At 42.1% G+C, this 20,481-nt stretch carries 16 protein-coding genes; 5 read left to right on the top strand and 11 right to left on the bottom strand.

Annotated elements, in window-relative coordinates; genetic code table 11:
• Positions 1-13: 13 nt before the first annotated feature.
• Positions 14-1,033 (top strand): DUF4249 domain-containing protein, encoded by a 1,020-nt coding sequence (locus HMPREF1535_RS05640; RefSeq protein WP_233584487.1) that lies wholly within the window; start codon positions 14-16, stop codon positions 1,031-1,033.
• Here the strand turns inward: HMPREF1535_RS05640 and HMPREF1535_RS05635 are convergent.
• The 10 genes from HMPREF1535_RS05635 to HMPREF1535_RS05590 all read right to left on the bottom strand — a co-directional run bounded on the left by HMPREF1535_RS05635 (position 1,030) and on the right by HMPREF1535_RS05590 (position 15,275).
• On the bottom strand, positions 1,030-2,241 hold the full coding sequence (locus HMPREF1535_RS05635; protein WP_010801565.1) for a glycoside hydrolase family 130 protein: 1,212 nt from the start codon (positions 2,239-2,241) through the stop codon (positions 1,030-1,032). The genes HMPREF1535_RS05640 and HMPREF1535_RS05635 overlap by 4 nt on opposite strands.
• Positions 2,242-2,300: 59 nt before the next feature.
• The gene (locus HMPREF1535_RS05630) at positions 2,301-2,756 is read right to left on the bottom strand and encodes an HU family DNA-binding protein (RefSeq protein ID WP_010801566.1); all 456 of its coding nucleotides are present in this window, start codon (positions 2,754-2,756) and stop codon (positions 2,301-2,303) included.
• Positions 2,757-2,899: 143 nt separating this feature from the next.
• Positions 2,900-4,699, bottom strand: a complete 1,800-nt coding sequence (locus HMPREF1535_RS05625) for an aryl-sulfate sulfotransferase (RefSeq protein ID WP_010801567.1) — start codon at positions 4,697-4,699, stop codon at positions 2,900-2,902.
• A 98-nt stretch (positions 4,700-4,797) separates the two neighbouring features.
• Positions 4,798-6,426: a RagB/SusD family nutrient uptake outer membrane protein gene (locus HMPREF1535_RS05620; RefSeq protein WP_010801568.1), complete on the bottom strand. Its 1,629-nt coding sequence runs from the start codon at positions 6,424-6,426 to the stop codon at positions 4,798-4,800.
• Between the two features lie 20 nt (positions 6,427-6,446).
• Complete coding sequence (locus HMPREF1535_RS05615) at positions 6,447-9,470, bottom strand: SusC/RagA family TonB-linked outer membrane protein (protein ID WP_046145541.1); 3,024 nt, start codon at positions 9,468-9,470, stop codon at positions 6,447-6,449.
• A gap of 52 nt (positions 9,471-9,522) precedes the next feature.
• A complete protein-coding gene (locus HMPREF1535_RS05610; RefSeq protein ID WP_244275573.1) occupies positions 9,523-9,855 on the bottom strand; it encodes a hypothetical protein in 333 nt (110 codons plus the stop codon).
• Between the two features lie 385 nt (positions 9,856-10,240).
• Entirely contained in the window at positions 10,241-11,116 is an 876-nt protein-coding gene (locus HMPREF1535_RS05605; RefSeq protein WP_007655540.1) for an AraC family transcriptional regulator, read from the bottom strand.
• 80 nt (positions 11,117-11,196) lie between these two features.
• Positions 11,197-12,639 (bottom strand): TolB family protein, encoded by a 1,443-nt coding sequence (locus HMPREF1535_RS05600; RefSeq protein WP_046145539.1) that lies wholly within the window; start codon positions 12,637-12,639, stop codon positions 11,197-11,199.
• 12 nt (positions 12,640-12,651) lie between these two features.
• On the bottom strand, positions 12,652-14,229 hold the full coding sequence (locus HMPREF1535_RS05595) for a DUF6057 family protein (protein WP_046145538.1): 1,578 nt from the start codon (positions 14,227-14,229) through the stop codon (positions 12,652-12,654).
• A gap of 2 nt (positions 14,230-14,231) precedes the next feature.
• Entirely contained in the window at positions 14,232-15,275 is a 1,044-nt protein-coding gene (locus HMPREF1535_RS05590) for an endonuclease/exonuclease/phosphatase family protein (protein ID WP_046145537.1), read from the bottom strand.
• Positions 15,276-15,420: 145 nt separating this feature from the next.
• On the opposite strand from HMPREF1535_RS05590, the gene HMPREF1535_RS05585 reads away from it, so the two are divergent.
• Positions 15,421-16,161 (top strand): SDR family NAD(P)-dependent oxidoreductase, encoded by a 741-nt coding sequence (locus HMPREF1535_RS05585; protein ID WP_010801575.1) that lies wholly within the window; start codon positions 15,421-15,423, stop codon positions 16,159-16,161.
• Between the two features lie 8 nt (positions 16,162-16,169).
• On the opposite strand, the gene HMPREF1535_RS05580 is transcribed toward HMPREF1535_RS05585, so the two are convergent.
• Positions 16,170-16,994 carry a hypothetical protein gene (locus HMPREF1535_RS05580; RefSeq protein WP_046145536.1) on the bottom strand — a complete coding sequence of 275 codons (825 nt, stop codon included), beginning with the start codon at positions 16,992-16,994 and terminating at the stop codon, positions 16,170-16,172.
• Between the two features lie 177 nt (positions 16,995-17,171).
• On the opposite strand from HMPREF1535_RS05580, the gene HMPREF1535_RS05575 reads away from it, so the two are divergent.
• The 3 genes from HMPREF1535_RS05575 (at position 17,172) to HMPREF1535_RS05565 (ending at position 20,458) form a co-directional block, all read left to right on the top strand.
• Positions 17,172-18,557, top strand: coding sequence for a S41 family peptidase (locus HMPREF1535_RS05575; RefSeq protein WP_046146429.1), 1,386 nt, complete (start codon positions 17,172-17,174; stop codon positions 18,555-18,557).
• Positions 18,558-18,636: 79 nt separating this feature from the next.
• Positions 18,637-19,185, top strand: a complete 549-nt coding sequence (locus tag HMPREF1535_RS05570) for an RNA polymerase sigma factor (RefSeq protein ID WP_046145535.1) — start codon at positions 18,637-18,639, stop codon at positions 19,183-19,185.
• A gap of 1 nt (position 19,186) precedes the next feature.
• Complete coding sequence (locus HMPREF1535_RS05565) at positions 19,187-20,458, top strand: porin family protein (RefSeq protein ID WP_244275572.1); 1,272 nt, start codon at positions 19,187-19,189, stop codon at positions 20,456-20,458.
• Positions 20,459-20,481 lie beyond the last annotated feature (23 nt).

Genomic DNA, 20,481 nt, shown 5'->3' with positions numbered 1-20,481 from the left:
TATGAGTATGCATATGAAACATATATTTCTTTTAGCTCTTCTTTTATTAGTTACTTCCTGTATGAAAGAGATTGATCTGGAGCATTTACGTCCGGAGCCTAAGCTTGTATTGAACTGTGTCATTATACAGGACAAACCGATAATTGCTTCCTTGTCACGTACTTGGTTTTACACGGAGGGCGGAGTTAACCTTCTTATGGAAAACGCGGATGTCAAGTTATACGTAAATGACCGTTTTGTAGAACAGTTATCATTTAATCTAAATGCGTATAATTATAATACATTTGGAGGCTATGTGGCTACTTATGTTCCGGTTGTCGGAGATAAAATACGTATTGAAGCGGAAATGGATGGGTATAAACCGGTTGTGGCAGAAGATGTAATACCGGGTCCTCCTACATTACTTAATTTTGCAGTGGAAAATTATTATAATCAGAATCCTTATTATAGCTATTTTCAGGAACGTTTGAAAGTTACATTCCGGGATGATCCCTCTGCTGGAAACTGCTATCTTATTCGTTTTACCAGAGGCTATCCGGAGTATGATTATGTGGGGGACGACTGGGAGAAAACGGAGGTTTACAAGGGGTCTTATAAATGGTATTCGCAGTATGTTGATTTTGCTTCTGAACCGATATTTGCAAATAAAATTACTATTCTGGATAAAGTAATGGGAAATGACTGGTTGTCTGGCGGGCAAGGACGGCCTTTTTCGGATGAATTGTTTAACGGGAAGGAGTATACAATGAAGTTGGATAATGGTTATTCTTATTCATCTGAAAGTTCTGAGCCTATTATGCCGGATTCAATGAGGGTTTATCTATACGCTATATCTGAATCTTATTATAAATATATGTTAGCTTTGGCTTCCTTACAAGACGAATCATTGAATAACGACCTTGCGGATATTGGTCTTGCCGAACCGGTTCGTGTATTCAATAATATCGAAGGAGGAGTAGGCATATTGGGAACAGCTTGTGTGGATAGTCTCACTGTTGCTATTCCCAATAAAGTTTTGCCGGATAATGATTAGAGATCTACGTTCCTTAATTTCAACTTTTGACACATCATCTTGTATTGTTTATTCTTGTCAATCAGCTCGTTGATCTTTGCCACGGAAGTGGCAGAACGCAGACCGTCTTCCGGGGTATTCATACAATAATCAACCAGTATTTCTACAGTAGAAACTGCTACATGCATCCGGGTGTCGCTGGATGCATAATATATAAATATCTTTCCATCTTCATCGGCAATCCATCCGTTGGAAAATAGCACATTCGACACATCCCCGATCCGTTCTCCCCCCCACGGAGCGAGGAAGTAGCCTCCAGGCTGTGCGATGACTTTGGTCGGATCTTCCAGCGATGTCATGTATAGATAAAGTACATAGCGCAATCCGGCAGCACATCCCCTGACTCCGTGGGCCAGATGTAACCAGCCCGCCGGAGTCTTGATAGGATGTGGTCCCTCCCCATTCTTGACCTCTTTGATTGTATGATAGTGGCGTTTGTCTATAATTTGTTCAGAGAGAATAGACGCGTTTGTTATATCATCGATCAGGCTCCAGCCTATGCCGCCACCGCTACCGGCATCGATAAAACCATCCTGCGGACGGGTATATAATGCATATTTCCCATCTACGAATTCCGGATGCAGCACAACATTGCGTTGCTGGCTTTTCGATTTCAGATCGGGTAACCTTTCCCAGTCGATCAAATTTTTGGTACGGACAATCCCGGCTTTGGCCACAGCCGAAGACAGATCACCCAGGGCAGCTGTCCGGTCATGCCGTTCACTGCAAAAGATACCGTATATCCACCCGTCTTCATGTGCCGTCAGGCGCATATCATACACGTTGGTTTCTTCCGGGTCGATATCCGGCAGATTGACCGGACGTTCCCAAAACCGAAAGTTATCTACCCCGTTCGGACTCTCGGCAATGGCGAAGAACGATTTGCGGTCGAATCCCTCTACGCGTACCATCAGCAGGTATTTACCGTTCCATTTGATGGCACCTGAATTCATACAGGCATTTACCCCGATGCGTTCCAGGCAATACGGGTTGGTTTCCGGATTCAGGTCGTAACGCCATTCGAGCGGCACATGTGATGCTGTAACGACAGGGTTTTTATAACGTGTAGCGATGCTGCGGGGAGCATCCAGAGGGACATTCTCTGCAGATAGAAGCATTTCATGTTGTATCTGCAACTTTTCGATCGTATCTGAGAAATTGATTTCCATTATCGTATTGTTCTTTATTTATCTATGTAATTTACCGGTATGCGGCAATGTGTTCTGTTCTATTCGATCTCCGGACGGTCGCCTTCGCCACCATCGCCGGGAGTCGTATCTTCCGTTTCGGGCGAAAGTTCGATCCATTCCAGTTCGTCGCTGTCCACTAGGGCACGACTGTAATTGCCGCCTGCCATTTTCGTACGTTCGGGAATAAATTCAACGTGGACGGCTTTTACCTGTTTGGCGAAGTTGAAATCCTTGATATCTTTTACGCCTACCGTGTTAAGGGTGTAGCGGAAATAGCCCAATCCTTTGATATGAACGCTCTTGCCTTGTGCCATACGAGTGTGCATCACACCGGCGATATCGCCAAGTACGGCCTGAACGTCCGAGTTGCTGACTGTGGAGATTTTCGCCAAGTCTTTGGCAATCGTTTCCGTTTCTACTGGCTTCCCTTGCACGATGGCGCGAGGGTAATGCACTTTTTGTTTTGAGTTGTACGCTTTCTTGTAGAATGGCATAGCTTTTTGTTTTTTAATTGATAAATATGTTAATTTCTCGATACGCCGTATTGACGCGCTCAATACGTCATATTGACGTCCTCAATACGTCATATTGACGTCCTCAATACGGCGTATTGAGAATGGCAGTTCGGAATAATGTTTTAAAGACCTTCGGGATAGAGGGAGATGCGGTTGGCACGGTGGAAAGCCAAATAGTTGGGTACTGAAAAATGAAATTCAGAGATAACCTCTTTGGTCTTGTAATCTACTTCAATGATTCTGCCTCCACGTCCATTGACTGTAGGAGTACCAACTCCCGGACAAAATAACACATGGTTCGTTTTCGGAAGATAATCTGTTGAAGATACTCCCATGGCGAAACAGGATTTTCCTCTTTCTTTCCCATATTCCCATACTTGTTGTATTGTTTTTTGCTCTTCATTAATCTTGTATTCAACGGAACGTGTATACGCTTTTTCCCTGTCTTTATCGTAGGTCTGGTAGTTACGGTAGAAACCATTGTCAAGGAGCAATATATTTCCGTTAGGCATGAATACGGGACAATGTTGTCCCCAGCACCATTCGAAATCATCATGATTCTTTTCTCCGTTAAGGATTTCTATATCTGCTATCTTCTCGCCCTTTGCATCTAAAGGCTTCAGAAGGGTGAGCGAATTTTTCCATTCTTTATGAGGTGTCATAATCCATTTAAGCTGATTGTTTCGGGTCAATTTGGCGACTCCCTGATAGCGACAGGACACGATGATGCAATCATCGTCTTCTGAATAAATGACAGCATTACCATGAGCCCAGTTACCAAAAACCGCGATCGTGTCACCTGCCGGAACAAAAGTCTTACGAGTTTCATCCAGCGACTTTTTTAGATCCCATTCATTGACAATGGCACCGGTTTCATTGTCTACTTCCACCACATAGTCGTAAGTCGTTACTTTCCCGTCTTGTCCAATGCTGCCATCTTTACTAGCTGTAGCAATCAGATGGCCGTTAGGTATTTCAATGACATCATGATGGAATGAATATCCTTTTTCTTGTATGTTCCATGTATTTAGTATATTGCCGACCATGTCAAACTCCAGGATTCTTCCTGTCTTTACATCTCCGCAGTAGAAATTTCCTTTCTTGTTTCGTTTTAAGCCGGTATGGGCTGTTATTCTCATTTCCGGATGATCTTTCAGGCGTAACAGCCACCGGATATCGCCATAGTTATCTATAATGAACGGGCGATGTGTATCGTATTCGTTGTCTCCCAAGAAATTGATTAATGTCACTCCGGGCTCCATTTTTTCTCGTTGAGCGATAATCATTGATATTTGGGGATATTGGGTGTTAAGTTGCAAGTCGGGGACTGTTATCTTGACTGAGTCGGTCAGTCGTACCTTTCCCTGCTTGTTTGTTTGGGTGATATAGACCGTATTGGTATGATTCTCATATAGACCGTGTACGTTTACCCGGTATGCAGAGCCGTATTTCTTGAATGTATGTGACAAGTCGGCACCATCGTGTTTTCCCTTGACACAGACGGTCAGGTAACCGCTTGTCGGTAAAAGCAAATTGAGCTCTGCACTTAAAGGGGCATAGCCGGTAGGATCGAGTTTGATGTTTTTATCGCTAAGATGGAAAGAGGTTCCTAAGGTCGGAATCTCCAATATCGTGTTGTCTGCGAAAAGCAGTGTTGTTTTCCAGTTGTCAATGTCGGGTGTTAGTTGAATAATTTTATGGTAGGGGATAACTAACGTGTCTGTTTCAAAATAGAAAAGGTGTTTATCCTCATTTTGTTCGGTTTTTATTAACAGGCTGCCTTCTTCCATTAATGAACGGATAGTCGTTATTTCTTCACCTGTTTCTGTTTCCAGAGAATCAATCTCTTCGTTACATCCGGTACATACTCCCAGTAAAAGAGCAAGCAGGACCGTTCTTGTGTTATGGATATATTTCTTCATGCGATTATTTTCTATTTACAGACAGAAAGGGGAAGGACACGCACTGTGTTTGTCAGGGTGTCACTTCCCCCATAGCTATTCTATTCAATTATTTCGGTTTATCTCCACATCGGATGCTGTTCGATAGCTTCATTTGTATTCAATTCATTTTGCGGAATAGGCAAATAGAAATGTTTCGGCTGGAAGTTCTCTGCACCTTGTTTTTTGTTTTTGACGAAAATCTGCTTCATCTCTTCGTAAGAATACCAGCGTTTCAAGTCAAAGAAACGGTGACCTTCAAAGAAGAATTCAAGTTCGTTTTGATGAACCATTTCTTCCCACAATTCATCGGCTCCGTTCCAAGTCTTTTTCGCAAGTCCGGCACGGTCGCGAATACGTGTCAGGTCAGCAGCTGCTTCTGCCAGTTTATTGGTTTTGATACAGGCTTCGGCATGTAGCAATAATACTTCGGCAAAACGCATCACACGCAGGTTGTTATTCTGGTTTGCCTGGTTGTACATGCTGTTTGCTTCAGCTTCGTTTTTGTAGAAATTGGTGAATTTCTTGATCAAAAAACGACCGGGTTTACCACTGATGGTCGGGTAATCGGGTTCGCCTCTTAAACGTTTGGTAGCACAAGCCTCCCATATCTCATCAAAAGACATATCTCCGAACCATGCACCATCTTCTACGGTCGTTTCATAATCAGAATGTTTCCAGAAGAAACTGGTGTACATACGTTTGTCGAAGCGGGTATCGGAACCTGCCGGACGTTCTTCGACGATGAAATCATCAACGATTGAAGCTGTCGGCATCCATTTGAACCAACCACCTGTTCCCTGTGGACCTGCGAAATTAGGAATTACCCAGCCTTGTGTATCGTTGGGCCCTTCAGCCCCCCAAGTACCTGAACCGTATTTTCCTTCATATACGAGTTCAAATATTGATTCTTTGTTTAACTCTGTATATTCGGTGAAGTTGTCTTCGAAATTTTCAGTCAAGTCATATGTATAAGGGCTTTGCATGATTGTTTTCAATTCAGCTTCTCCTTCTTCGTATCTTTTTAGATAGTTGTATGTCTTACCCAGGTAAGCGATAGCAGTTCCTTTGGTTACACGACCAGCCTCATCGGAAGGACGGGTGATCGGCAAATATTCTTTGGCTGTTTTGAAGTCGGCTTCAACTTGTTTCCATATATCAGCTTCCGGAGAACTCGGCTTCATGGTTTCTTCCAAACTTTCAGCAGCAGAAACCAGACGCAGAGGAACATCACCAAAGTTGGTAACCAACAGGAAGTAAGCGTAACCTCTTAAGAAACTGGCCTCTCCAATCAGTTCGTTCATTTTAGTCTGATCCATATTCACTTTATGAATATTGTTTAAAAGGACATTGGCACGATTGATTGTGTTATAAATTCTGCCGAAATCACTTTCTGCGGTATTCGGAGTGTTGGTGAAAGTGGCAGGTTGCCAATTGTGCGCTTCTTCTCCCAAGATGAACCAAGTATCATCTGCACGGTTCATGGTATGCCATCCGGTGTAGCCTCCGAAATAACCATACATTTGGCTGCGGATAGGAGAATAGATGGTTGCCATAGCAGCTTGTGCATTGGCTTCAGAAGACCAATAGGTATCTTCTACATATTCATTCGGGTTTGTAAAACTTAAAAAATCAGACTCGTTACATCCTGTCATGGCAAGGACAGCAGCCGGAACGAGTACCAGCTTTTTTAATATATTCGTTTTCATATTATGAGCATTTTATTAAATTAGAAATTAAGTTGAACGCCAAAAGTAATTGTTCTTGCCAACGGGAAACGACCGTGGTCACAACCTCTTGTCATGGTACCGTCACCACCACCGTTCTGACCGTCGTTCTGTCCTAAGTCAGGTGTATAGCCGGTGTATTTAGTGGCAGTAAATAGATTGTCCATTGCTGTATATATACGCAAATTGTTCATTCTTAACGGTGTCAACAGATTTTGTGGCAATGTGTAACCGAATTCCAATGTCTTCAAACGGAAGAAAGAACCGTTTTCTAACCAGCGGTCGCTACAACGACGGCGGTTTTCGTTTTTGTCTTCTTGTGTGAAGCGAGGCATATCGGTATTTCTGTTCTGTTCAGTCCATGCATTTAATGTGCTTGTACCGAAGTTGGTGAATTCGTTCATGGATTCCATACGGCAACGTGTATAGTTGTATATTTTGTTACCAATCATACCATCAAAGAACAATCCTAAATCAAATCCTTTGTATTGAACGTTGCCACGGATACCGAAGGTTACATCGGGGAACGGACTTCCTGCATATTGACGGTCATCGTCGCTAATCTGACCATCACCGTTGTAGTCGATGAAACGGATGTCTCCCGGTTGTGCGTCTGGTTGAATCAATTTACCATCGGCAGTGGTATGTGCTTGTATTTCTTGTTCGTTTTGGAAGATACCGTCTGTTTTTACAACGTAGAAAGCACCGATCGGATCACCTACTTTGGCCCAAGTTACAGTACCTTCACCTTGTGGATTGTAACCTGCATACTCTTGTTTGTCACTACCTACGGTGATTTCTTTAATCTTATTGCTAACTGTAGAAATGTTTACTCCGACATTGTAATAAACTTCTCCTACAGTGTTACGGTGATTGACTACAAATTCAAAACCTTTGTTTTGAATCGTACCGGCATTCATTGTCGGGCTACCACCCATACCTACCGATGAGGGCATAGCGATACTTAACAATACGTCTTTGGTTTCCTGAATGAAGTAATCAGCATTGAAAGAAAGTTTTCCGTTGAAGAAACTGGCATCCAAACCAATGTTGGTAGTCCGAGTCTCTTCCCAAGTCAAGTCTTTTGGGGATACCCAATTGATACCAGTGCTACTACCCATCCACCATTGGCCGCCTTGTACGTAGTTGATACCGCTGGTGGCTGTACTTTGTGTTGTATAGTTTCCGATTTCCTGGTTACCCAATACACCATAACTGAGGCGTAGTTTCAACTCATCGACGGTCTTTTTTGCATTTTCAAAGAAGTGTTCGTTCATGATATTCCAACCGGCAGATACTGATGGGAATACGCCATATCTGTGACCATCGGCAAAGCGGGAAGAACCATCACGGCGGATAGAGGCAGAAATCATATAGCGCGAATCGTAACTATACATAGCGCGGGCAAACAGAGAAACCAATGAGTGTTCTTGCAAAGAACCAGAAGTGCTTTGTTCTTTAGTGGCACCAGCTCCGATTGCATTTGTTCCTGCCGGAATATCTTTACGGGAAGCGCCAAACGAACGGTCTTTATTTTCCTGTGCAGAATAACCGAACAAGCCGGATACGGTATGTTTTCCAAATGTATTGTCGTAGTGCAATGTGTTTTCAACCAACCATTGGTCACCGAAAGAAGCACCTTCACTCAGGCTTGATTGAATGGCTCCGGATCCGAAATTGTATTCAGGATTGTAGTTGTAACTACGGCCGTTGTTTTTGTTGTAACCAAAGTTTAGTTTATATTTTAATCCTTTTAAACCCAGGTCGATTTCTGCGTAAGCGTTCAATAACAACTCCATGTTGTGGTTTTGTCTGTCGAACAGTTCGGAATAACCGACAGGGTTGTCCATGTTTTTCATCCAGGGTTCGATACCTGCATAACCTCCTAGCTGATTCGGATCTTTCACTTTCATCAACGGGTTCTGTCGCAAGGGGTCTGTAATAACTAAGTCATTGATCTGTTTGTCGGCTGTTTTCACTAACAATGTATTTCCAACACGGAAATGATCGTTAAAGAAAGAGAATGTGTTTTTGGCTCGAACATTAAAAGCACTGTATCCTGAATTCAATAAGATACCCTGCTGGTTGATATAACCGGCAGACACATTATAGGTCGCTGTTTTTGTACCTCCGCTGATATTTAAATTGGCTTTTGTGACAGGAGCTGTGCGATATACTTCATCCTGCCAGTTTGTTCCGGCACCTTGGAAGTTTTTCACTTCATCAGGTAGGAAACCTGTTTGTTTCATAACAGAAATCCATTGTTGAGCATCTAATACATCCAATTTCTTTGCTATGTTCTGGAAACCGGAATATACGTTTACATCAATAGTCGTAGGAGTTTCTTTTTTACCTCCTTTTGTCGTAATCAATACAACACCATTGGCGGCACGTGAACCGTAGATAGCTGCAGCCGAAGCATCTTTCAGTACTTCAAGTGATGCAATATCTGCCGGATCTACCATATTGATATCACCATAAACGCCATCAATTACATACAACGGTGTATTTGAACCTAAAGAGCTTAATCCACGGATGTTGATGCTCATACCAGAACCGGGTTGACCTCCAACGTTGGAAACACTTACACCGGCAATACGACCTTGCAATGCACCAGCTGCACTTTTGGCAATATTGGCTTGTAGATCTTTAGATGAAACAGAGGCAACGGCACCGGTTAAATCTCTTTTCTTTACTGTACCGTAACCGATTACGACAACCTCATCCAATAATTCGCCATCAGCCATTGTGATATTGATTACATTTTTATCTCCAACAGTGATAGAAGATTGTTGCATACCTACATACGAAAATTCCAGGACCTGTCCTGGGTTGACATTGATGGTGTAATTCCCATCAATGTCAGTTGTTGTACCTATTGTGGTTCCTTTTACAACAACTGTTGCTCCGATGACTGGATTGTTCTCCGAGTCTTTTACCGTACCTTTCACGGTAACTGCCTGCTGTGCCCAACTGGATACCGCAAAGGCTCCTAGTAATAGAGAAAAAGCTAGTTTTCTGTTCATAAATGAAATATTTAAATGATAAAATAATTCTGTTAGGTTAATAAAAAGTCTACTATCCTTGATTTTGAAGGATAGTAAACTGATTGTTTATGTGATCACCTCTTAATATATTCAGGTGCAATCCATCTTTTCCGAACATCAGGTCTAATACAGTATCACGTTTTCGGTGTGCATACAGATAATCCGCCCATCCGGCTTGTGCTACACCGAAACCATCAATGTTTTGTTCTTCTGTATTCCAATGGAGTATTACGTCAGTATTTGCAACGGCTTTTGTCGCAATGGAGCCACCAGTTTTCTGGTCTACAATTTCGTTGTCAGTACAAGATCCTAGCAGGAAAAGACAAGCGAACAATCCTAAGGTTAAATTTCGATGTGTTTTCATAATGAATGGCATTAATGTTAATTTCCATTGCAAATGTATGGAATGACAGAATCCGAGAAGTGTCTTATTCTGTCAAAGTAGTGCGCTTTTCTGTCAATTTTATTAAAGCATAACTCTTATAAATATTTTATATTTACATAGATTAACAAAATTACTATCAAATAGGTGCTTTATTAGTAAATATAAACATTATAAATGTAAATATGTGTATATCGAATTTTTAAGGGACTTATTGTATTAAAATGTTGTTTCTCTGCTGTTTATATGGTTTAGGAGTGTGCTGTAAGGTCAAAAGTGATTGCTCTATTCGGTCAATGGAATAAAGGAGGTTTTCAAATTACTATAACAACAAATCAGCGACCGATAATTATAGCCGCTGATTTGTTTATATGATAACTCGCATTCGTTGGTAGTTCTCACGGTATTCCTGTGGGGTAACACCTTTGAATTTCTTAAATACTTTGTAAAAATAGGATTGGCTGACAAAACCACACCGGGAAGCGATGTCCATGATGCATTCCTTTTCATTATTATTTAGTTCGCGCACAACAGAGTTGATGCGGTATTCCTGCAGGAAGTCTGTGAAATTACGATTTGTGTTCTTTTTGAGGAACCGGGAAAGTGTGGAAAGACTCATACCCATATATTGAGCCAGTTCGTCTATCGTTATAGGGTCGGCCAAATTCTTACTGATATAGTCGAGTATTTTTTTCATTTGGTAGTCTGCCTCCGTATATTGCGGAGATATGTTTTTAGATAAAACGCGTACATCTTCCGACAAAGAGAGCTCATGTAGGAGAATAAAGAATTTTATGACCGAATAGAATCCTTTTTCCGTAGATATCATTCGCATAATAGGCTGTATGCGGTTGATCTCGGCTTGTCCGAATGCCAATCCATGCTCTGCTTTTGCCATCATTTTCATGATTGAATCGAATTGGTTTTTCTGGAATGCAGGGTTAGAAAACAGGGAGGGATGAAACTGGAGAGTGATCTCATGGATGTCGTTCGAACGGCAGTTTCCGTTCATCCAGGCATGTTTTAGTTCTGTATTGGTGATCAGTACAAGGTCTTTTTCGCCGATAGTTTCTTCCGAGTCGCCGACAATACGCAAGGCTCCGCTTGCATTTTCTACAAAGTTGAGTTCCCAAACATTGTGGACATGTATAGGGAAAGTGAAAGAAGATTTTGTGCGTTCGAATAGTATGAAACTGTCCTTAATGGATAGAGGCGACTTTTCTCTGAAAACTTCTGTTATCATGGTATGTAATATTAAAACAGTGTGAGCAAAAGCGAAGATAGTGATAAAAATGAAAATATGAACAGATGGAATCTGTTTTATTACTCGTGTTCCTGATATATCCGGCATATATCGAAGGCGTCGAAGGGTACAGGTGTGGAGGATAGCTCCGGAATATTGTATGATTTGAATGTATAATCGTAATGTTCCGGATCTTTTTGGGGTAAGACGAAAGGTTTTCCTGCTGTTCCGTCGGGAGAGATATAAGCAAAGTAGGGTTTGCCATATTGCCCGTCACCCCGTTTACTGGCAAAGACGAACCAACGGCTGTTCGACGACCAGCTATGATACGTATCTGATCGGTCGGAATTTATTGTAGGCAATGAATCGATTTGGCCATTTTGTAAATCCATTAGTTTTAAGTCTGTTTCCCTGTGCCAGATGGGAAAAGTGCCGCAATCGGCAACCGAATAGAGCAAATAGCGACCATCGGGAGAGGCTTTCGGGAAGCAAACGGAGGCATGATGTTCTGCTGCATTCCAAAGTGTGTCGATATGGTTGCCCCATTCTCCTTTTTCTGCATCGAAAGCGATGCGGCAAAGGGAATAGTGGAGTTGATGAAGGCTGTCCGGTAGTTCCACAGCCGGAGAGGCACAATAATATATCCAATTACCGTCGGCTGAGAAGGTAGGGAAAGTTTCGAATACCTCTTTTCGGGCTGTTTGAGGAGAGATAAGCATTTTGTTGTTGTCGAAATCGGCAATAACTAAGTCGGAAACTGTGTCATATACTTCCAAACGTTTGTTGTTCTGGGCATGATAAGCCGGAATGATGATATTGGAAGAGAAGACTCCATAGCGTCCCGATGGATGGAAATCTCCGTATACGGCACCGGAAACCATTTGGTCGTTTTTAAGTGATAGTTTGCGTAATACGCCGTTGCGGTTGAGGATTGTGCCGCCATTCTTTCCACGCAAATGAAACAGAGATAGATTGCCGCTTTGTTTTCCATAGATGTGACAGTTCATACAGTTGCCATCTACCAGATTGTTGTCGGCAATTACTTTTTCTTCAAATGTTTCGATGTTACGTTCACATAATTGGATGGTATTCCAGACTTCATACCCCGGTTCTATTAAGCGGTAACTTAAGAAACTGTCTAGTTTTTCGGAGACGACCTTCCAAGTGAATGTCGGGTATTGCAGCCATTTACCTTCAACCTTGGCTGTGATAGTGACGGTTAGTGTCTGTCCTTTTTCAGCTTCCAGCAAGTTTTTCCATTTACGGAGTGGAAAACAAACTTTCCTGTTTCCGTGGACGGTCAAACTTTCCTGTTGTCCGCTAACGGTTACCTGTAAAGCGGATACTTCGTTACGAAGCAGGAAGTTTAAAGGGGCAATGTTGTATGGAATGGTCACATTTGCGTAGTCAGGGTAAATGGGAGCAGGTTCGCTCACTTCTGTCACCTGTTTGGGCTGGGAGGTACATGCTGTACATACCAGTAGCATTGTCAATCGAATAAGTCTCTTTATATTATAGATCATCTTTATTTCTTTTTATTGGTTTTGTGCAAAATGATAATAGAACCAGTAGGTTTTCCCGAATTTGCCGGTCAATGCTTGTGGGATTCCTTTTGATTGTCGGTGTAAACGAGTATATTCTTTAAAATCTTGTACGACAGTAGGATCTACAATAGTCTCCTGTATTTCTTTGCCAGAAGCGTGGTGACGAACAAGATCAATCATCAATGCTTCGGCATATAACCGTTTGGGGGCTTTCCCCGGTTGTTTCGGGTAGTCTTCAATAAAAGCAGGCAAGTTTTTTGCCAACAGGTGCAGGCAAAGCAGGTAGTCGCGTGCCATTTCGTTTTCAGGGTTACTTGCAAGTAGGAGCCGGAGTGATTTGACCACATCGGTTGTGGAGGTACGTATCGTATCTGTTTTAGGAATAAATGCCCTTTTTTCTTTTAACCATCGTTTGACGGAGTCGCTTTCTTTTCCGGGGATTCTGTCTTTAGCCCATTGACTGTAAAATTTTGTTTTTGACAGAATGCGCAAATATTTCATGGCGGCTTCTTCATCTCGGTTGATCAGGTTGATTTCTGCCAATCGCTTTACCATACGGCTACCTGTGTGATTAGGAGAAAAGATCATACCGAGTATCGTGGCATGTTCGGCCATCGTCATGTCACCTAAATGGAACCAGACTTCATTGGCATATAATGAAGAAAGGTAAGAAGAAGAGGTACTGATAGGTATGAACAGCCCTTCGGCTCCCGGTTGGTAATAATCCATCAGTCTGTCAGGCAGTTTGTTTTCGACGGCATTTGCTAAATTATAATAATAACTGCAAGCACTTATGTGTTCTTCGGGGAAAGATAATTCACGGACTTTATCCCAATGTCCTGCCTCAGCTTCAATATCGAGTCCTATCAATCGTTCGTATAAAGGATTAGGGGTACCCCACCAGGAGGTGGCAGGATATTGACAGGCTTGGCTGTAGGTGAGCAAATAACTTTTACTGCATATTCCAGGTAAAACAATCGTTATGATGGCTGCCAGGCAACTCCATAGTCTATTCCTTTTGTATATTAGGGAAGAAATCAACACGAAAAGCAGAAAGATAAAAACTCCATACCCGAACAACCAATATCCTAAAACGATTTCGAAAAAAACGGCTCCGATGCGTAAAAATCTGTTCTTTATAGGATCATAGAGAAGAAATAAACCAATCCCACCAATTAAAGATATTGTGGAAGATAAAGGATAGAGCAATCCGCAAGAACGCATCACCTCCCAACTCATGATAGTGATAGCAGGAATGATGGCTAGCCAGCCGTTTGTCCATTTCCGAAATGCGGCATAACAGATCAGTCCCAATACAAGCATAATCCCCCCCATCAAAATGGAAGCCGTTACCGGAGTACGAAAGAATTGAGTCAGGTAATCACCGGTCAAACAAGATAATACGGCGGGTTTATTCAAATAAGAATATAAAACTTCTGAGGCATAGACAAAAAGTGTCGTCTGTTCTTTGTGAAGCAAATGATAAGGGCAGGTGTGCAAGTAAAAATAAAAACAGGCAATGCCTACCGGTATAAAGGTTAACCAACTGTATTTATTTGTTTTATTCATTTCTATAGATGTCTAATAAGTTGGAAAGTTGCCAAAATTGCTTTATGGTCGGTAGGCCATACTCCAAGCGGTTCAATAACCGGATCAGCTGTTTCTTTTGTGACACGTTCACCACGAAGTATATCTCCTTTAGGACCGATAATTGTTACATCAGTCAGGCTCAGTCCATTGAATGGTGAATACATGATAAAGTCAATACGATCGCGATCATCGGCTTCCGGTGACCAGACCAGTTTTTTTAAGGCAATATCCGGGCAATCAGCCGGGCAGGTAAATCCGGGATGAGTGACGGGATCCGGATATTTTTCGCGATAGGAGTCTTTATATCCTGCTTTTTCAAGCATAACGGACACATCCCAGGGAACAACCAGGCCATAATGGTCACGCATATCTTTAGTTGCTTCCGTCCAGTCCAGATGAGAAGGCTCGTTGAAGTCACCTCCCAGGATAACGATACGACCTGCCGCTTTGTCTTTTTCTGCTTCTTTGATGAAACGGGCGATAGCATCGTCACGAACGGATGCACGGTTCAGTACCAGAATCGAGTCCAGATTCGTAACCGGTTCTATTTTATTCCAATTGTTACCGTCATATCCACGGGCATCATAGTAAGCGCAATTGCGGTAATCCAGATGGGCAGTGTATACGGCAAATTCCTGGTCCCCTTTTTTCGTTACCAGGCGATAGATGCTTCCCCGGTCGTCGTTCAAAGGATAAACAGTGCTGCTGTCGCTGATGGGATAGCGGCTTAGTAATCCGGAATCTTCCGTGTAGAAAGAATAATATGTTTGTCCGCGTTTTTGGAGAGCTTCAACGATACGGTCGCAGAAACGTGTGTTGTGGTAATTTCGTACCTCGCTCAATGTAACGAAATCGGCATCGCTGCGAACAATTTCATCTGCAACGGCATCAAATCCGTTTTCTACTACGGTTCCTTCCTGCCAGATATTAAACTGGAGAACTTTAAATGTTTCTGTTTTCTGACAGGACGAGAAGCAGAGAGTGATTATAAACAGTAGAACTGTTGTGAATAGACTTTTTTTCATGGTGTTTATGCTTTTTTGTTTAGCTCTGCGAAATTAATTAAATTTCGGATAAATTGGGGTGGATTTTTTTATTTATTAGTGTTACAACGGTTTTACAAGACTCTTTTGTTATCTTTGCAGCAGACAATCAAACACAGAACAGAGTATGGACGGTAAGAGAGTATTTGTCACCGGTGGTGCTAAGGGGATCGGTGCAGCTATTGTAACTGCATTTTGTAATGTGGGAGCAAGGGTCGCTTTTTGTGATACAGATGAAAAAGCGGCTTCGCGTCTTTGCGATCTATTACCTACTTTCGTCCAGTTCTTCCAGGCTGATGCAAGTGATCCGGAAGCTCTTCAAAAAGTTATCAACAGGCTTTTCAACATGTGGGGAGATATAGATGTGATTGTTAATAATGTGGGAATCAGTGAATTCTCTCCATTGGTCGAAACGAGTATTGAACAGTTCAATAAAGTGTTGTCAACAAACCTGCGACCGGTGTTTATAACTTCACGGGCATTGGCTATCCATCGGAATAATGAGGAAGGGAAACAGCGTTACGGTCGGATCATCAATATTGCCTCTACCCGTTATCTCCAAAGCGAACCCGGTTCGGAATGTTATGCAGCTTCCAAAGGGGGGATTGTTTCGTTGACACATGCACTTGCATTGTCTTTCAGTGATTATAATATTACTGTAAACAGTATCAGTCCGGGATGGATACAGAATGAAGACTACCGTTTGCTGAAACGGTCAGACCATAACCAACATCCGTCAGGACGTGTGGGGCGTCCTTCAGATATAGCAAGCGCCTGCCTTTTCCTGGCTGCCCCGGAAAATGATTTCATCAACGGCCAGAATATTGTAATAGACGGCGGGATGACTAAGAAGATGATTTATGAATAATCGGTACGTTAATTAATGCCTATCCTGATATTTTTGCCTTTAAACGCCGGATAGAACAGGAACTGCGGATCCATACGTTTGTTCCAGGGATTATATTCATAATTTACTCCGACACCGAAACTGAAATTATCCTTTACTTTAAATTCAAAAGCACCTCCTACGCTTGTATGATTATAATAGGGATTCAGCAGCATATGAGGATTCGTACGTTCTCCTTTCTGATAGAAAGCATATTGCCCCCAACCTTTGACAGTCATCCAGTCGACCACCTCGATGCTGACAGTGGCGTTAACACCTCCCATAAAGTCAGGACTGTAGTTGAACGGCGTGAAGTAACGTCCGGCAAATGCACCTCCTGTAAGTGTCCACCGGTCCTGGTGCCATACTAATGATGAACTAACCCTTGTAAGTCCTCCTACTCCTGGCCAGGTAAATTGTTCTCCGACTGTCAGCAGACCGGTTGTTTCGCTGATCGGGGTAAAACTAGCCTCCTGAAAATCGAGTGCCATTGGAGATACGCGGCGTAGCATTGGAGTAAACGGATTAAAGAATGGGCGATAGGCGGCTGACAGAACCTGCATATCCATCGGACGTTGATCTTGAATTTCAGGGAAGTCCGGAGTGAATTCCCTGAGTTTCTTCTCCAACTCCGTCCTTAGAGAAGGAGTATATGTTTTATAGGAAAATTCAGGAATATTGAAATTGAATTTTTGAAACTTGGGAATAGCAATCATTTTCCCATCACCATTCAGAACATAGTCAAAAACAGACTGTGCGTGCCCACAGCATACACATGTCACTAGTACTATAATTATAAAATATCCCCGCTTCATACACAACATCATTTTATTGACGCTAAGATAGATTATTTACTTAAAATAAGATATTTATTGATCTTGTTTTTACTTAAAATAGTAGAAAAACTACATATTAATTCTTGTAGGGGCTGCTAGCAGGAGAAAATATAGCATATCTTTGCCTTTAATAAGAAAAAGAAAGGAATGTTACGTATGAAAATTAAAAGTTATATACTGGTTATTTTATTTTCGCTGTCATTTGCAGCTTGCGAGAAAGAGGATAACAATGGACCAAAAACAGATAATGATGTGAATCTGTGGATAGAAAGGATTATGAGAGAAAACTATCTTTGGTATTCTGAACTTCCTGAAAAAAATAAGTTGAATTTTGATGCGGAACCGGAGGATTTCTTACTTTCTTTATTATCAGATAAAGACGGTAAAGACCTGCCCGAAGGCCATCATTATTATTCAACTCTGGAAAAGGCGGTAGCAACGAAAAGTATTTTTAATGATAGAGATTCGTATGGATTCGATTTCGCTACTTCCAATTTAAAAAGTGGGAATAACATTTATAAAATAGCTGTTGTCCTTTATGTATTAAAGGACTCACCGGCCGAGGAAGCCGGGTTGAAACGTGGTGACTGGATTCTGGGTGTAAATGGGGCAGAAGGCACGATTCAAAATTATGATATATTGAGAAGCGGAGGCAGTGTGTCTCTTCAACTGGCACGATATGATGAGGATAGGGAGGTTATTATTCCGACCAGAGAAATAGCGTTGGGAGCATCCCGTGTTGTGGAAGATACCCCTTTTCTGAAAGATTCGGTTTATACTATCGGTAATAGCTGTATCGGTTATTTGATGTATAATCATTTTACTATCGGTCCGGATGGGCGTGACGATATGAGTTATAATCTTTACCTGCAACAATTATTTGAAAAGTTCAAAAGCCGGAATGTAAATGAGTTTGTGCTCGATTTACGGTATAATGGCGGTGGTGATGTGAGGTGTGCCCAGTTACTGGCCTCTTTACTTGCTCCTGAAAGTGTGTTGGGAGATACATTTTGTAAACTGGAATATAATGACAAAAACGAAAGTAAGAATAATGTGATACCTCTCCTGAAAACATCAGAGGTCCGATCTGGAAATCTCAACTTGAAACGGTTGTTCGTTTTGACAGGAAGCAATACTGCTTCATCTTCTGAACTTGTTATCAATTCTTTGAAGCCTTATCTGGGTAATAATGTTCGTCTGATCGGTGTACAAACTTTCGGTAAAACGGTAGGGATGAGTGTTTATGACGAATCGGAGAAATATGGTTGGATTTTTTCACCTGTTACATTCCGTAGTTATAATAAGGAAGGTAAGGCTGATTATGCAGATGGTTTTTCTCCTGATATTAGGATCAATGAGTTTAATTGGAACTTGGTAAATTTTGGAGAAACGAATGAACCTTTGTTGGCAGAGGCTATCTACGAAATAACAGGTCGGTCTTCATTGAAATCGGTGCGTTCTGCTTCAAAGCCTGTTCCTTTGGATATTTCTTATTCTCCCCAACAGAGTATTAGAAATAATATGGTATTATATATCGAGTGATAATTATTTATTTTTCTCCACTATAGCTGCAACATTAGGAGAGGCTTTTTCATCATACAGATAGAGAGTAATATTACCTATGGACGAACAGCTGTTAATTGCCGGATGCAAACGTGGGGAGTCATGGGCTCGTAAAGAAGTCTACGAGCTGTATGCTCCTGCCATGATGAGTGTGTGTATGCGGTATGTCAATAACAGGGAAACTGCTCGCGACTTGTTGCAAGACGGATTTATCAAGATATTCACAAAGATCGGAAGTTATACGGGATCTGGTGCGTTTCCCGGTTGGGTACGCAGGGTGTTCGTTACTACTGCTCTTGAATATCTCCGAAAAAATGATGCAATCCGGTTAAGCGTAAACTTTGATGACTGCGGGGATTTGGTTGATGAGGTCGATGTGTCGGCTTTAGACCGTTTGTCGGCAGATGACCTGCATGCTTGTATTGCCCGTTTGCCGAATGGCTACCGGACGGTGTTCAACCTCTATGCGATAGAGGGATATTCTCACAGTGAAATAGCAGAAATGCTACATATAAGCGAAGTAACCTCGCGAACACAGTTCATCAGGGCGCGGAAAGTGTTACAGAAAAGTGTTCAATCATTAATTATGCATGAAGATGCGCAGTGATATGGATCATAGAGAACAGTTGGATGATTTCAGCGAATTCATGAAGCAGAAACTGGAAGATCACCGGTTGCCTGTCGATGATCTTTGCTGGGAGGATATCGAGCTTCGTATGAAGCCCCGCGGACAGAAATGGTTGTGGTGGGCCGGAAGTTCTGTGGCTGCAGCTGTCATTGCATTACTGTTTTTGTTTTCACCCTTTCGGGCAGGAGACGGCTCCTATGACGGCGTGGTGCCGCCAGTGGCTTCCGTTCAGGATGAAGAGAAAATATACCAGGAGACTCAGGAGAACATTCCGGAAGAAACGGTACCTTCTGTTAATGAGTCTGTACCAGCGAAGAAATTGATTGCTGCCGCGAGACCTGACAAGCCGTTACAAATAACTGGAAATGAAGTACCGGAAACGGAAGTCGCTGAGGAAATACAGGAACAGGAAAAAACGATGCAGCAACCGGATGTTGAGAAAAGTACAAAGGATACTAAGGAGCAGCCGGAAAAGAAACAGAAGAAACAGGATTTGTATAGTTATGAATCGAAAAAATATAATTTCTCTTCTGCAGGTAAGAAAAAGACAGCGGAAAGCGGATGGTCTATCAATGCCGGTTTCGGTACTGGTGGCCATGTTTCGCTAGGACTCGGAAATGGAGATCTTACAATGGATATGGATAATCCTTCGAGTAGTATAACTCCGGGTAATCCGGGAGAGGTATCTCCTCCACCGGTCAAGCCACCTTTGTTTGAAAATTCGAATGTATTGCCTCCTGAACAATATACAGAGGTGGATGCTGCGCTGCCTCTTTCTTTCGGTGTGACAGTCCGGAAAGATTTTAATCGTTATATCGGGGTGGAGACAGGGTTGGTATATACTTATTTATCTTCCAATTTGTCAACATGGGATAAAGTTCAGTATAAGTCCCGCCTGGAACTTCACTATCTGGGTATACCTGTCAATCTGGTTGTATCCCTTTGGCAAAATCCACGATGGAAAATATACCTGTCGGGCGGCTTTATGATGGAAAAAGGGTTACGGTCCAAACAGACGGAGAATAGGTTCTGGCAGTTTGAACAGGTGAATAATGTTGAGAAGAAAGGCATAAACGGCCTGCAATGGTCATTGAATGCTTCTGCCGGTGTGTCCTATCGTTTTTACAGGGATTGGAGTTTTTATTTCGAACCACGTATTTCGCATTATTTTGATAATGACCAGCCGCCGAGTATCCGGACAGAGAATTCTGTGATTATCGGACTTGGTGCAGGTATTCGTTTTGATTTTTAATTGAAAGAACTATAAGTATTTAT

The sequence above is a fragment of the Parabacteroides goldsteinii DSM 19448 = WAL 12034 genome, from assembly GCF_000969835.1.
Taxonomy (GTDB): Bacteria; Bacteroidota; Bacteroidia; order Bacteroidales; family Tannerellaceae; genus Parabacteroides; species Parabacteroides goldsteinii.
This window is presented reverse-complemented; position numbering and strand designations above follow the sequence as displayed.

Excerpts from the sequence above, each read along its gene's own strand:
- HMPREF1535_RS05640 (WP_233584487.1), top strand. The coding sequence starts at position 14 with ATGAAACATATATTTCTTTTAGCTCTTCTTTTATTAGTTACTTCCTGT.
- HMPREF1535_RS05635 (WP_010801565.1), bottom strand. The coding sequence starts at position 2,241 with ATGGAAATCAATTTCTCAGATACGATCGAAAAGTTGCAGATACAACAT.
- HMPREF1535_RS05630 (WP_010801566.1), bottom strand. The coding sequence starts at position 2,756 with ATGCCATTCTACAAGAAAGCGTACAACTCAAAACAAAAAGTGCATTAC.
- HMPREF1535_RS05625 (WP_010801567.1), bottom strand. The coding sequence starts at position 4,699 with ATGAAGAAATATATCCATAACACAAGAACGGTCCTGCTTGCTCTTTTA.
- HMPREF1535_RS05620 (WP_010801568.1), bottom strand. The coding sequence starts at position 6,426 with ATGAAAACGAATATATTAAAAAAGCTGGTACTCGTTCCGGCTGCTGTC.
- HMPREF1535_RS05615 (WP_046145541.1), bottom strand. The coding sequence starts at position 9,470 with ATGAACAGAAAACTAGCTTTTTCTCTATTACTAGGAGCCTTTGCGGTA.
- HMPREF1535_RS05610 (WP_244275573.1), bottom strand. The coding sequence starts at position 9,855 with ATGAAAACACATCGAAATTTAACCTTAGGATTGTTCGCTTGTCTTTTC.
- HMPREF1535_RS05605 (WP_007655540.1), bottom strand. The coding sequence starts at position 11,116 with ATGATAACAGAAGTTTTCAGAGAAAAGTCGCCTCTATCCATTAAGGAC.
- HMPREF1535_RS05600 (WP_046145539.1), bottom strand. The coding sequence starts at position 12,639 with ATGATCTATAATATAAAGAGACTTATTCGATTGACAATGCTACTGGTA.
- HMPREF1535_RS05595 (WP_046145538.1), bottom strand. The coding sequence starts at position 14,229 with ATGAATAAAACAAATAAATACAGTTGGTTAACCTTTATACCGGTAGGC.
- HMPREF1535_RS05590 (WP_046145537.1), bottom strand. The coding sequence starts at position 15,275 with ATGAAAAAAAGTCTATTCACAACAGTTCTACTGTTTATAATCACTCTC.
- HMPREF1535_RS05585 (WP_010801575.1), top strand. The coding sequence starts at position 15,421 with ATGGACGGTAAGAGAGTATTTGTCACCGGTGGTGCTAAGGGGATCGGT.
- HMPREF1535_RS05580 (WP_046145536.1), bottom strand. The coding sequence starts at position 16,994 with ATGAAGCGGGGATATTTTATAATTATAGTACTAGTGACATGTGTATGC.
- HMPREF1535_RS05575 (WP_046146429.1), top strand. The coding sequence starts at position 17,172 with ATGAAAATTAAAAGTTATATACTGGTTATTTTATTTTCGCTGTCATTT.
- HMPREF1535_RS05570 (WP_046145535.1), top strand. The coding sequence starts at position 18,637 with ATGGACGAACAGCTGTTAATTGCCGGATGCAAACGTGGGGAGTCATGG.
- HMPREF1535_RS05565 (WP_244275572.1), top strand. The coding sequence starts at position 19,187 with ATGGATCATAGAGAACAGTTGGATGATTTCAGCGAATTCATGAAGCAG.